This is a genomic window from Paracoccus benzoatiresistens, from assembly GCF_026913015.1.
In the GTDB taxonomy this organism is placed as follows: domain Bacteria; phylum Pseudomonadota; class Alphaproteobacteria; order Rhodobacterales; family Rhodobacteraceae; genus Paracoccus; species Paracoccus benzoatiresistens.
In genome coordinates, this window is the sequence record NZ_JAPTYD010000023.1 from 1 (window position 1) to 11,476 (window position 11,476).

Here is an 11,476-nt window from a genome sequence, read left to right on the forward strand (position 1 = left end):
AAGGCCTTGAACAGGATCACCGCGCCCAGCAGGAACAGCAGGCCCGACAGCACGATCGGGAAATAGCCCGGCCCCATGCGGATCGAGGTTCCCATCTCCAGCCCCAGGGCCTGCCAGCCGAAAAAGGCCGCAAGCGCCATGAAGAACAGGCCCGCGACAATGTCGGTGTCGTCTTTCGGTTTGGTGGACATGGTGCCTCCCGCAGGTCAGATTGCCCGCCGCCAGAAACGGCGGCGGGCGCATGGATCAGTCGGCGTAGACGCCCGCAGCCTCGATCACCGGCTTCCAGCGGGCGATCTCGGATTCCAGCTTGGCCTTCAGCGCCTCGGGCGTCGCGTCCTCGGCCGCAACTGGCGTGGTTCCCAGGTCTGCCATGGCCTTGGCCACGCTCTCGCCGGCAAGCGCCTTTTGCAGCGATTGCGACAGCCGCTGGTTGATCTCGGCCGGGGTGCCCTTGGGGGTATAGATGCCGTGCCAGATGCCGAACTGCATGGACTCCAGCCCGGATTCAGCCGCGGTGGGCAGGTCGGGGAACAGGTCCAGCCGCTCGGGCGTGGTCACGGCATAGGCCTTGATCGTGCCGCCCTTGATCTGCTGGGTGGTGTTGGTGGTCTGGTCGCACATGATATCGACCTGGCCACCCAGAAGGTCGGTCATCGCGGGGCCGGTCCCCTTGTAGGGAACGGTCACCAGCGGCGCCTCCAGGGCCTGCATCAGCAGCATTCCGCAAAGGTGGCTGGCAGCCCCGATCCCGGCATTAGCCAGCGTCAGCGAATCGGCGTTCGACTTGACGTATTCGATGAAGGCCGGGAAATCCGCGGGCTCGAAATCCTGCCGGGCGGTGATGACCATCGGCACCTCGGTCACGAGGCCCACATAGTCAAAGGCGTTCAGCGTGTCATAGGCAAGGTGGCGATACAGCGTGGCCGAGGTCGCCATGCCGATGTGATGCAGCAGCACCGTGTAGCCGTCGGCTTCGGCCTTGGCGACCTGGCCCGCGCCAAGCGTGCCGCCGGCGCCGCCCACGTTCTCCACCACGATCTGCTGGCCCAGATCCTCGGACATGCGTTCGGCCACAAGGCGGGCCACGGTATCGGTCGGACCGCCAGCCGAGAAGGGCACCACCATGGTGATCTGGCGTTCGGGATAGTCCTGGGCAAGGGCGGGCGCGGTCAGGATGGTGGCCGCGAAAAGCCCGGCCATCAACTTGGATAGGGTCATGTGTCCTCCCAGACTGGTTATGCGGCGCTTCCCGGCGCCGTCATTCTGTCTACAGATTGCGTCAGCCTGCGGACCTCATACAAACCCTTTTTGCCTAAGTGGTTATCTTTTTTTCATCATCCGCTGGACGATGCCGCGAGCGGGCCCACCCGCGCCGCGTCGCAGACCGGCACGGCCTGGATCAGGACTGCTCCAGGCTGGTGCTGCCAGTATCAGGCTGGACCGGGTGATGGTCCCCGGAGGGCCCACGAGGCGGCGGTGCCCGTTCAGCGGATCACTGGATCCCGCGGATCGCCGGATAGGCTGCACGGAAAGCCTCATAGGCGGCGTTGAACCGCTCGCGCAGGGCTGCTTCGGGGGCGATCTCCTCGACCACGTCGGGCGAGGCCATGATGTCTTCGACCCCGCCGGCGCCTGCCGCCACCATGCCCAGGCGGGCCGCGCCCAGGGCTGCGCCGAATTCGCCGTCGACGGGCAGGGTCAGGGTCACGTCCAGCGTTGTCGCGATGACCTTCAGCCAGTAGCGGGACCGCGCGCCGCCGCCGATGGCCATCATTCGGTCCAGACGCGCGCCGGTGGCCTTCAGCGCCTCGTGGCTGTCGCGCAACCCGAAGGCCACGCCTTCCAGCACGGCGCGGGTCAGGTCGTCGCGGCTCGTCCCCGATCCAAGCCCCGTGAAGGCGCCCCGGATGACAGCGTCGTTATGCGGCGTCCGTTCACCGGCCAGATAGGGCAGGAAACGCACCGCGCCGGGCTTTTGCAAGGTATCGCCCAGGGTCGCGGTCAGGTCTGCCGGGCGCGCCCCGGTGATCTGCGCCAGCCAGTTGAGGCTGTCCGTCGCCGACAGCATCACCCCCATCTGGTACCAGGTGCCGGGCACCGCGTGGCAGAAGGTGTGCAGCGCCGTCGCGGGCGCCGGGTGGTATCCGTCCCGCGCCGCCAGCAGCACGCCCGAGGTTCCCAGCGAGACGAAGCCCTGGCCTTCCGCCATCGCCCCGATCCCGCAGGCCGCGGCGGCATTGTCGCCCGCGCCGCCTGCGACCACGACCGGATGCGACAGCCCCCAGGCCCGCGCCAGATCCTCGCGCAGCTGACCGGCGGGGGCAGAGCCCTCGACCAGCCTCGGCATCTGGTCGCGGCGCATGTGGCCCGCCTCCAGCAGGGCGTCGGACCAGTCGCGTGCGCCCGTATCCAGCCAGGACGTGCCTGCCGCATCCGACATGTCGGACACATGGTCGCCCGTCAGATACAGGTTCAGGAAGGCCGCGGGCAGCAGCACGCGGGCAATGCGGGCGTGGTTCTCGGGTTCGTGTTCGCGGACCCATTCCAGCTTGGGCGCGGTGAAGCCCGGAAAGACGATGTTGCCGGACAGGTCGCGGACGCCGGGCATGGCATCCAGCCGGGCTGCCTCGGCATGGCTGCGGGTGTCGTTCCACAGGATGCAGGGCCGGATCACCCGGTCATCTGCGTCCAGCAGCGTCGCGCCATGCATGTGGCCCGCGACCCCGATGCCGCGCAGGTCCAGGAATTCAGGGTGACGGTCGCGCAGTTCCGCGACCGCGCCGTCCAGCGCCGCGACCCAGTCAGCCGGATCCTGTTCCGACCAGCCGGAATGGGGATGGCTGACGGGATAATGCGCCTCGGTCGAACCGATGGGCCTGCCGCCGCCGTCCACCAGAAGCGCCCGCAGGCCCGAGGTGCCAAGATCGATTCCCAGAAAACTCATTGATGCCTCCCACGTCCGCCAGCCTTTCTTGGCCGAAAGACGGGGATCCGTCAAACGCCCGTGGTCTGCCGGTCAAGCAGCGCGTCAAGCATTCCGGCCAGGTCGGGCAGCACGGTGGCCGCCCCGGCATCACGCAACCGGCGGGCATGGTCGTCGCGCATCCCCTCCAGGTGGGTGCCGCCGGTGAAGCCCACGGCACGCGTCCCGGCGGCCACGGCGCCCGCGATGCCATGGGGCGAATCCTCCATCACCGCGCAGGCCTCGGGCGGGATGCCCAGCCGTTCGGCGGCCAGCAGGAACAGGTCGGGCGCGGGCTTGCCGCGCTTGACCTGGTCGGCGCTGAAGATGTTGGCCCCGAAACGGTCCGCCAGCCCTGCCACCTCCAGCGTGACGCCCAGCCGGCGCACGGAACTGCCGGTCGCGATCGCCACCGCGACGCCGTCCGAGGCGAGATCGTCCAGCAGGCCCGGAATGCCGGGAATCACCCGCAGTTCTGCGGGATAGCGCGCCAGCAGGCGTGCCTCGAAATCGCGCGCGAAGTCGGGCAGGTCGGGACGGTCGAGCGCCTGGCTGATCTGGCGCACGATGGCCTGGATCGACATGCCCAGGAACTTCCTTCGCAACTCGTCGGTGGTGGCGTGCAGCCCCTCGGCCGCCATCAGTTCGGCCAAGGTTTCCAGCGACATCGGCTCGCTGTCCACAAGGCAGCCGTCCATGTCGAAGATCACGGCGCGGATATCGGTCATGCGCGGCCCCCTGATTGTGCTGGCCGTCCCCTACACGCATCGGGCGCGGATGACAAATGCCGAGGCGTCGGATAGGCAGGACCCATGACCCACTCCCACCACATGCCCTTGCGAGAGCTTTACGTTTCGGACGATGCCGCCAGTGCCCTGCGGGCCGAGGCGCTGAAGCTGCCGGGCTGGAGGCTGGACGCAAGCCAGACCGGCGCGTTGACGCTGCTGATGAACGGCGGCTTCGCGCCCCTTCGCGGCTACATGTCCGAGGCAGATCATCGTGCCGCGCAGGATCGTGAGGATGGCCCTTGGCCGGTTCCGCTGGCCTTGCAGGTCGGCGCCGATTTTGCCGGCGACGTGCAGCCCGGCTGTGACATCGCCCTGCGGGACGCGGACGAAGAGGTGCTGGCGGTGATGTCCGTGACCGACAAATGGGGGGACCCCGTCCTGCTTGGCGGCAAGGTCAAGGGCCTGCGCCGCCCGGCAGGGGGCGAGACGCCCAACAGCCTGCGCGCGCTGTTCCGCGAGCGTGGCTGCACCCGTGTCCTGGCCGTCCAGCCCGACCACGCGGACCGGGTCGCGCCCGCCGCCCGGCTTGCGCGGCAGATGGATGCCGCATTGCTGATCCAGCCCCTGCCGGGCGTCGCAGTCGACCTGCCCGCAGGGGCGGTTCTGGCGCCGCTGCCGGTGATTCCGCCGCCGGGGCCGCGTTCGGTGCTGTGGCAGGGGCTTGTCGCGCGGAACCACGGGGCGACGCATGTCGTTCCGGGGGGCGATCCGGAGGCATGGGACCTGTACCGCAGGCATCAGGACAGGATCGGGGCGCAGATGGTGGTTCCCGAGGGAACCCTGTAGACGGGTCCGCAACCTTCACGATCTGCAAAGAGGCAGGCCCATGACCCCGATGCGCACAGGCGATGCCGGCTTCAACCCTTGGCTGGCGACGGTGCTGCTGCTGCTGGGCAACTTCATGAACCTGATCGATGTCAGCATCGTGAACGTGGCGCTGCCCTCGATCCAGCAGAACCTGAACGCGACCGCCGCGCAGATCGAGTGGGTCTCGGCCGCCTATGTGCTGGCCTTCGCGGCGGGGCTGCTGCCCTTTGGCCGCTTCGGCGACAAGTTCGGGCGCAAGCGGCTGTTCCTGCAGGGCATCGGGTTGTTCACGCTGGCCTCGGCGCTGTGCGGTTTCGCGCAGGACATGTCGATGCTGATCTGGTCGCGTGCCCTGCAGGGGATCGGAGGCGCGATGATGGTGCCGCAGGTCCTGGCGATCATGCATGTGATGTTTGCGCCCGAACAGAAGGCGCGCGCCTTTGCGCTGGCCGGAGTCGTGGCAAGCCTGGGCGCGGTCACGGGGCCGCTTCTGGGCGGGGCGCTGATCACCGGCAACATCGCGGGGCTGGACTGGCGGCCGATCTTCCTGGTCAACCTGCCGGTCGGGCTGTTCGTGATCGCGGCCGGGCTGCGCTGGATCCCGGTCATGTCATCCGACCGCAGGATGCGGATCGACTGGATCGGCATCGCGCTGTTTTCGCTGGCGGTGCTGCTGATCGTGCTGCCGGTGATCGAGGGCGCGCTGCTGGGCTGGCCCTGGTGGTGCGTGGCCATGCTGGCCGCGGCCCTGCCGGTGGGCGCGCTGTTCGTCTGGCGGCAGGCCTGGCTGGCGCGGCGCAAGCGGGCGCAACTGCTGCCGGTCGCGCTGATGCGCAACGGCGGCTTCCTGTCCGGCGTGGCGATGGTGATGCTGCATTTCTCGGCCATACCGGGGATGTTCCTGGTGCTGGCGCTCTATCTGCAGACCGGCTTCGGGCTTGACCCGATGCAGTCGGGGATTGCCACGGCGCCCTTTCCGCTGGGCATCATGCTGGGCAGCTATGTCACCGGGCGCTTCGGCACCAGGGTCATGTCGTGGCGGATGGCCGCCGGCGTGTCGATCATGCTGGCGGGGATGATCTTCCTGCGCCATGTCTCGGGGCACCCGCCGCAGGCCCTCACCGCCGCCACGCTGGCCGCCCCGCTTGCCGTCTGCGGCTTCGGCATGGGGCTGACGATCTCTCCGCTGTTCCAGACGGTGCTGAAGTCGGTGCCGGCGCAGGATGCAGGCGCGGGGTCGGGTGCGATGCAGGCCTTTCAGCAGGTCGGCGCGGCGACCGGCATCGCGATCGTGTCCAGCCTGTTCTTCGTGCGTCTGCATGGGCAGGGCGGCGACTATGCCGCGGCCATGTCCCACGCGCTGATCTATCAGATCTGCGCCTTTTCGGCGATCCTGGTGATCCTTGCCGCCAGAGGCGTGATGCGCGGCAGGGCAGAGCCGCCCCGCCGCGAAGCGGTCAGTGGGCGCTGACGGGCGTCAGTTCGTTCTGGCGGGCCAGCATGAAGGCCAGCGAGCGTTCCTTCACAAGCGCCAGACGCTCGCCATCGGCATCGTGGACGGCATACATGCTGACCACGCCCGGCAGTTGCTGGCGAATCTCCTGGGGCAGGGTGCTGGTCTCGACCTGCCGGATATAGACGATGTTCTCGGCGTCGATGCCGCCGAAGTCGAATTTGGTATCCATGATGATCCCCTTATTTTCGGCTGATCGGAATGGTCTGGACGACCTGCTGGGGCTGGATGCGCTTCAGGTCCACATGCAGCAGGCCGTTTTCGATCTGGGCGCCCTCGACCTCGACCCCGTCGGCCAGCACGAAGCTGCGCTGGAACGCGCGCGAGGCGATGCCCCGGTGCAGGAACACGCGGTCCGTGTCAGGCTCGGCCAGGCGGCCGCGGATGACAAGCTGGCGATCCTCGGTCGTGACCGACAGGTCTGCGTCGGAAAAGCCCGCTACCGCCAGCGTGATGCGAAAGCCATCGGGCGCGATATGTTCGATGTTGTAGGGGGGATAGCCCTCGGCGCCCTTCGCGGCCCGTTCGGCCAGACGCTCCAGCTGGTCGAAGCCCAGCAGATAGGGATGCGCCCCCAGCGAAATCTTGGTCATGATCAGCCCTCGGACGGTTAAGCGACTGTTTGGCGGGTCCCTGTCCGGCAACCCGTTGGCATTTATATGTGTCGCGGCGCCGCCCGGCGCAAGATGCGGGACGCAGCGCCACGGGGGCGGCCCGTATTTGCGTCCCTTGGTCGCGGCTGCCTGTTAACAGTGCCTGAAAGACGCGCTATGATGCTGGAAAATCAACGGTCAAACGTCCAGCCGGGCCAAACCAGATGAACATGCACCACGAAATGTCCCATGACGAGATCGCCCGCGCGCGGCTGGTGGCCCTGCGCTGCGAGCATCGCGACCTGGACGAGGCGATTGCGGCGCTGTCGGCGCAGCAGCTGACCTCGTCCCTGGCGCTGCAGCGGCTGAAGAAGCAGAAGCTGCTGCTCAAGGACCAGATCGCCCGGCTGGAGGATGAGATCACGCCAGACATCATCGCCTGATTGCGGCCCGATGCCCTGCGCGCTATTGCGGGCGCAGAAAATCGGTGGCCGGGATCGGGACGAATGATGGACAAACCTGTCGGGATCATCATGGGCAGCCAGTCGGACTGGCCGACCATGAAAGAGGCTGCAACGATCCTGGACGAACTTGGCGTCGGATACGAGGCCCGGATCGTCAGCGCGCATCGCACGCCCGACCGGCTGTGGGACTATGGCAAGACGGCGGTAGAGCGCGGGTTGAAGGTGATCATCGCAGGCGCGGGCGGCGCGGCCCATCTGCCGGGCATGATGGCCTCCAAGACCCGCGTCCCGGTGATCGGCGTGCCGGTGCAGACAAAGGCCCTGTCGGGGGTCGATTCGCTTTATTCCATCCTGCAGATGCCCAAGGGCTATCCGGTGGCCACCATGGCCATCGGCGCTGCGGGGGCGGCCAATGCCGGGCTGATGGCGGCGGGGATCCTGGCCGTCAGCGACCCCGCCCTGGCCGAACGCCTGGACGCCTGGCGTCAGGCCCTGTCCGATTCGATCCCCGAGGAGCCGCGCGATGAATGACGTCCAGACCATCGGCATCCTGGGGGGCGGCCAGCTGGGCCGGATGCTGTCTGTCGCTGCCAGCCGCCTTGGCCTGCGTTGCCACATCTATGAACCGGGCGCCGCGCCGGCAGGCGACGTGGCCCATGCGGTGACGAACGCATCCTACGAGGACGAGGCCGCCCTTCGCGCCTTCGCCGAAAGCGTGGACGTGATCACCTATGAATTCGAGAATGTCCCGACCTCGGCGCTGGACCTGCTGGAATCGATCCGCCCGATCCGCCCGAACCGGCGCGCCCTTGCCGTGTCGCAGGATCGCCTGACCGAGAAGACCTTCCTGAACGAGATCGGCCTGGCAACCGCGCCTTTCGCCGATGTGCCGACGGAAGGCGACTTGGGCGGAGCCATTGACCGCATCGGCCGCCCCTCGATCCTCAAGACGCGCCGCATGGGCTATGACGGCAAGGGGCAGGTGCGCGTCGGGGACGGCCCCGCCGAATGGACCGGCGCGCCCTCGGTCCTGGAGGGCTTTGTCGATTTCTCGGCCGAGATCAGCGTGATCGTCGCGCGCGGTGCGGACGGGCAGGTCGCTGCCTTTGATCCCGGGCTGAACGTCCATCGCGAAGGCATCCTGCGCACCACCACCGTTCCCTGCGGCTTGGCCGGCGCTGTCACGACCGATGCGGTTCTGATTGCCGCGCGCATCGTCAGCGCGCTGGACTACATCGGCGTCATGGGGGTCGAGCTGTTCGTGACCCCGCGGGGCCTGATCGTGAACGAGATCGCGCCGCGTGTCCATAATTCGGGGCACTGGACGCAGGCGGGCTGCGCGGTGGACCAGTTCGAACAGCATATCCGCGCGGTGGCGGGCCTGCCTCTGGGCGACGGCAAGCGCTACGCGGACGTGGTGATGGAGAACCTGATCGGCGACGACCTTGGCCGGGTGCCCGATCTGCTCAGGGCGCCGAACACGCAGGTCCACCTTTATGGCAAGGGCGCGCCGCGTCCTGGGCGCAAGATGGGCCATGTGAACCGGATCACCGGATGAAACCGCCCCGGCTGGCCGTCCGCGCGGCAATCCTGCGCGACGACCGTCTGCTGCTTGTCAATGCCTATCCGGGCCAGCAATCCGACCTGTGGTGCCTGCCCGGCGGCGGGGTCGAACCCGGACAGTCGCTGCCCGAAAACCTGATCCGCGAAGTGGCCGAGGAAACCGGCCTCGCCATCGCCGTCAGCGCCCCGATCCTGGTGAACGAATTCCACGACCCCGAGCGAGGCTTCCACCAGGTCGAGATCATCTTCCGCGCCTCTCTGAACGGCGATGCCGGGATCATCCTCGAAGACCCCGAAAAGGTGGTCAACCGCTTCTGCTGGGCCACCCGCCCCGAACTGTCGAAGCTGCGCCACAAGCCCGAAATGCTGGCCCGCGCGGTCTGGGGCCAGCACGCCGCCTGGTACGACCCGCTGGAGCGGATCGTCCGCTAGTTCTTCTTCGCCGAAAGATCCTCGGGGCTTCCGAGCGCCCGGGAAAAGGTCCAGTGGACCTTTTTCAGCGAAGAAGGGGCCGGCAGGCCCAACCGGGGGCAGACAGCCCCCGGCTTACTCCGCCGCCTCGTTTATCGCCGTCTCGGATCCCGCCTTCATGCGGAAGCCGCGCTCCAGCTGGTCGAAGGGTGCCACCGGGTAATCGCCCGAGAAGCAGGCGTCGCAATATTGCGGGCAAGCCTTGTTGCGGCCCTCGGCCTCGCCCACGGCGCGATAAAGGCCGTCCAGCGACACGAAGGCCAGGCTGTCGACGCCGATCCAATCGCGCATTTCCTCGGGGGTCATGTTGGCGGCCAGCAATTTGTCGCGGTCGGGCGTATCCACGCCATAGAAGCAGGGCCAAGCGGTGGGGGGGGATGCGATGCGGAAATGCACCTCGGCCGCGCCCGCGTCCAGGATCATGTCCTTGATCTTGCGGCTGGTGGTGCCGCGCACCACGCTGTCGTCGACCAGCACCACGCGCTTGCCCGCGATCAGCGACCGGTTCACGTTCAGCTTCAGCCGCACGCCCATGTTGCGGATCTGCTCGGTCGGCTCGATGAAGGTCCGGCCCATGTACTGGTTGCGGATGATCCCCATGCCATAGGGGATGCCAGATTCCTGGGCGAACCCGATGGCCGCGGGCGTGCCACTGTCGGGGACGGGGCAGACCAGGTCGGCCTCGATCGGCGCCTCGCGGGCCAGTTCCACGCCGATCTGGCGGCGGGTTTCATAGACCGACCGGCCGCCGATGATCGAATCGGGGCGCGAGAAATAGACATGCTCGAAGATGCAGAACCGGCCTTTGGAGGGTCCGAACGGGCGCGACGACTCGACCTCGCCTTTCGTGATCACCACCATCTCGCCGGGCTCGATCTCGCGGATGAAATCGGCGCCAATGATGTCCAGCGCGCAGGTTTCCGAGGCCAGCACGAAGCCGTCCTCGCCCACCTTGCCCAGGACCAGCGGGCGCACGCCCAACGGGTCGCGCACGCCGATCAGCTTGGTCCGCGTCATGGCGATGACGGAAAACGCACCCTCGACCCGGCGCAGGGCGTCCTTCATGCGTTCGGGAATGTTGCGCTGGATCGACCGCGCCATCAGGTGGATGATGCATTCGCTGTCGCTGGAAGACTGGAAGATCGAGCCGCGCTCGATCAACTCGCGCCGCAGGGCGGCGGCATTGGTGATGTTGCCGTTATGGGCGATGGCGCAGCCGCCCATGTGGAATTCGCCGAAGAAGGGCTGCACATCGCGGATCGCGGTCGCGGCCTTGGTCCCGGCGGTGGAATAGCGCACATGCCCGATGGCCAGCGGCCCCGGCAGGGTCGACATCACGTCGGCCTTGGTGAAGTTGTCGCGGACATAGCCGAAGCGATGGGCGCTGTTGAAGCCGCTTTCCGGGTCATGGGCGACGATGCCGCCGGCTTCCTGCCCGCGATGCTGCAGCGCGTGCAGCCCCAGGGCCACGAAATTCGAGGCATCGGAGACCCCGATGGCCCCGAAGATGCCGCATTCTTCGTGCAGGCGGTCCGAATCGAACGGATGGGCCAGGAATGGTTGCATCGCGGCGGTCCTGAATGGCTTTGGGCTGTCCCGCGCTATGTAGTGCGGACGGGCCGTAAAGTCACGCCCCCGCAAGGCAACGGGGGCGGTTTTTCGTCACGGAAGCGTCATGACAAGGCAGTCATGCGGCCCCTGCCATGTCGCGCGCCTCAGTTCGCGGCGGGGGGCGTTTCCTGGGCCGAGGGGGCCGCGGTCGCCGTGCAGCCCGCCACCATCTGCTCGTAGCGGCCGACGATCCAGCCCGGCGCATCGTCGGGGACCTGCTGGTCCAGTTGGCCGCGCATCCGCTCGAACACCTGTGCGCTGCGGCTGTTTTCCACGACCGCGACCTGCTGGCTTGTCATCACGCGGTCATAGACGATGAAGGCGATGGCAACCAGCAGGATCCCGCGCGCCACCCCGAACAGGAAGCCCATGCCCTGATCGACCCCACCCAGGGCCGAGCGCTGCACGACCGAGGAAAACAGCGGCGTGATGATCGAGAAGACCACAAGGGCCAGCGCGAAGACCACGGCAAAGCCCGCGATCGTGGCCAGTTCGCAACTGTCGCCCAGGAAGCGGTCCAGCACGGGAAGCTGCGCGATCAGCGGGCGCATGGCGGCGGCGAAGATGAAGGCCAGGATGGCCGCGCCGATCCAGCCCAGGATCGCCAGCGATTCGCGCACGAAGCCGCGCGACCAGGCCAGGATGGCCGAAAGGATGATGACTGCCGCCACCACCGCGTCGATGATCGTGAATCCGTCCAT

General features: G+C 67.6%; 14 protein-coding genes. 6 read left to right on the forward strand and 8 right to left on the reverse strand.

Annotated features, from left to right (window positions below; all coding sequences use genetic code 11):
- The 4 genes from OU682_RS14350 to OU682_RS14365 all read right to left on the reverse strand — a co-directional run.
- Positions 1-191: tripartite tricarboxylate transporter TctB family protein (locus OU682_RS14350; protein WP_268942847.1), on the reverse strand; the 191-nt coding region annotated here is incomplete at its 3' end.
- Positions 192-246: 55 nt separating this feature from the next.
- A complete protein-coding gene (locus OU682_RS14355) occupies positions 247-1,221 on the reverse strand; it encodes a tripartite tricarboxylate transporter substrate-binding protein (RefSeq protein ID WP_268942848.1) in 975 nt (324 codons plus the stop codon).
- 274 nt (positions 1,222-1,495) lie between these two features.
- Complete coding sequence (gene xylB / locus OU682_RS14360) at positions 1,496-2,947, reverse strand: xylulokinase (protein ID WP_268942849.1); 1,452 nt, start codon at positions 2,945-2,947, stop codon at positions 1,496-1,498.
- Positions 2,948-2,997: 50 nt separating this feature from the next.
- Entirely contained in the window at positions 2,998-3,693 is a 696-nt protein-coding gene (locus OU682_RS14365) for an HAD family hydrolase (RefSeq protein WP_268942850.1), read from the reverse strand.
- 84 nt (positions 3,694-3,777) lie between these two features.
- Between OU682_RS14365 and OU682_RS14370 the strand changes: the two genes are divergently transcribed.
- Together OU682_RS14370 and OU682_RS14375 are read left to right on the forward strand one after the other, a co-directional pair.
- Positions 3,778-4,539, forward strand: a complete 762-nt coding sequence (locus OU682_RS14370) for a bifunctional sulfate adenylyltransferase/adenylylsulfate kinase (RefSeq protein WP_268942851.1) — start codon at positions 3,778-3,780, stop codon at positions 4,537-4,539.
- 40 nt (positions 4,540-4,579) lie between these two features.
- The gene (locus OU682_RS14375; RefSeq protein WP_268942852.1) at positions 4,580-6,031 is read left to right on the forward strand and encodes an MFS transporter; all 1,452 of its coding nucleotides are present in this window, start codon (positions 4,580-4,582) and stop codon (positions 6,029-6,031) included.
- Here OU682_RS14375 and OU682_RS14380 read toward each other — a convergent pair.
- On the reverse strand, positions 6,018-6,245 hold the full coding sequence (locus tag OU682_RS14380) for a DUF1150 family protein (protein ID WP_268942853.1): 228 nt from the start codon (positions 6,243-6,245) through the stop codon (positions 6,018-6,020). The genes OU682_RS14375 and OU682_RS14380 overlap by 14 nt on opposite strands.
- A gap of 10 nt (positions 6,246-6,255) precedes the next feature.
- On the reverse strand, positions 6,256-6,666 hold the full coding sequence (locus OU682_RS14385; protein WP_268942854.1) for an Hsp20 family protein: 411 nt from the start codon (positions 6,664-6,666) through the stop codon (positions 6,256-6,258).
- A gap of 224 nt (positions 6,667-6,890) precedes the next feature.
- Between OU682_RS14385 and OU682_RS14390 the strand changes: the two genes are divergently transcribed.
- From OU682_RS14390 to OU682_RS14405, 4 genes are all read left to right on the forward strand, one after another.
- The gene (locus OU682_RS14390) at positions 6,891-7,109 is read left to right on the forward strand and encodes a YdcH family protein (protein WP_268942855.1); all 219 of its coding nucleotides are present in this window, start codon (positions 6,891-6,893) and stop codon (positions 7,107-7,109) included.
- Positions 7,110-7,172: 63 nt separating this feature from the next.
- Positions 7,173-7,661, forward strand: coding sequence for a 5-(carboxyamino)imidazole ribonucleotide mutase (gene purE / locus OU682_RS14395; protein ID WP_268942856.1), 489 nt, complete (start codon positions 7,173-7,175; stop codon positions 7,659-7,661).
- The gene (locus OU682_RS14400) at positions 7,654-8,688 is read left to right on the forward strand and encodes a 5-(carboxyamino)imidazole ribonucleotide synthase (RefSeq protein WP_268942857.1); all 1,035 of its coding nucleotides are present in this window, start codon (positions 7,654-7,656) and stop codon (positions 8,686-8,688) included. Before purE ends, OU682_RS14400 begins: the two co-directional genes overlap by 8 nt.
- Entirely contained in the window at positions 8,685-9,125 is a 441-nt protein-coding gene (locus tag OU682_RS14405) for an NUDIX domain-containing protein (protein WP_268942858.1), read from the forward strand. Before OU682_RS14400 ends, OU682_RS14405 begins: the two co-directional genes overlap by 4 nt.
- Before the next feature lie 114 nt (positions 9,126-9,239).
- Here OU682_RS14405 and purF read toward each other — a convergent pair whose 3' ends face one another.
- Positions 9,240-10,730 (reverse strand): amidophosphoribosyltransferase, encoded by a 1,491-nt coding sequence (purF, locus tag OU682_RS14410; RefSeq protein ID WP_268942859.1) that lies wholly within the window; start codon positions 10,728-10,730, stop codon positions 9,240-9,242.
- Positions 10,731-10,879: 149 nt separating this feature from the next.
- Complete coding sequence (locus tag OU682_RS14415) at positions 10,880-11,476, reverse strand: CvpA family protein (protein ID WP_268942860.1); 597 nt, start codon at positions 11,474-11,476, stop codon at positions 10,880-10,882.

Bases quoted from the DNA above. Each gene is read 5' to 3' on its own strand.
- xylB (WP_268942849.1), bottom strand. From the start codon at position 2,947: ATGAGTTTTCTGGGAATCGATCTTGGCACCTCGGGCCTGCGGGCGCTT.
- purF (WP_268942859.1), bottom strand. From the start codon at position 10,730: ATGCAACCATTCCTGGCCCATCCGTTCGATTCGGACCGCCTGCACGAA.
- OU682_RS14390 (WP_268942855.1), top strand. From the start codon at position 6,891: ATGAACATGCACCACGAAATGTCCCATGACGAGATCGCCCGCGCGCGG.
- OU682_RS14385 (WP_268942854.1), bottom strand. From the start codon at position 6,666: ATGACCAAGATTTCGCTGGGGGCGCATCCCTATCTGCTGGGCTTCGAC.
- OU682_RS14415 (WP_268942860.1), bottom strand. From the start codon at position 11,476: ATGGACGGATTCACGATCATCGACGCGGTGGTGGCGGCAGTCATCATC.
- OU682_RS14400 (WP_268942857.1), top strand. From the start codon at position 7,654: ATGAATGACGTCCAGACCATCGGCATCCTGGGGGGCGGCCAGCTGGGC.
- OU682_RS14370 (WP_268942851.1), top strand. From the start codon at position 3,778: ATGACCCACTCCCACCACATGCCCTTGCGAGAGCTTTACGTTTCGGAC.
- OU682_RS14380 (WP_268942853.1), bottom strand. From the start codon at position 6,245: ATGGATACCAAATTCGACTTCGGCGGCATCGACGCCGAGAACATCGTC.
- OU682_RS14365 (WP_268942850.1), bottom strand. From the start codon at position 3,693: ATGACCGATATCCGCGCCGTGATCTTCGACATGGACGGCTGCCTTGTG.
- OU682_RS14355 (WP_268942848.1), bottom strand. From the start codon at position 1,221: ATGACCCTATCCAAGTTGATGGCCGGGCTTTTCGCGGCCACCATCCTG.
- OU682_RS14405 (WP_268942858.1), top strand. From the start codon at position 8,685: ATGAAACCGCCCCGGCTGGCCGTCCGCGCGGCAATCCTGCGCGACGAC.
- purE (WP_268942856.1), top strand. From the start codon at position 7,173: ATGATGGACAAACCTGTCGGGATCATCATGGGCAGCCAGTCGGACTGG.
- OU682_RS14375 (WP_268942852.1), top strand. From the start codon at position 4,580: ATGACCCCGATGCGCACAGGCGATGCCGGCTTCAACCCTTGGCTGGCG.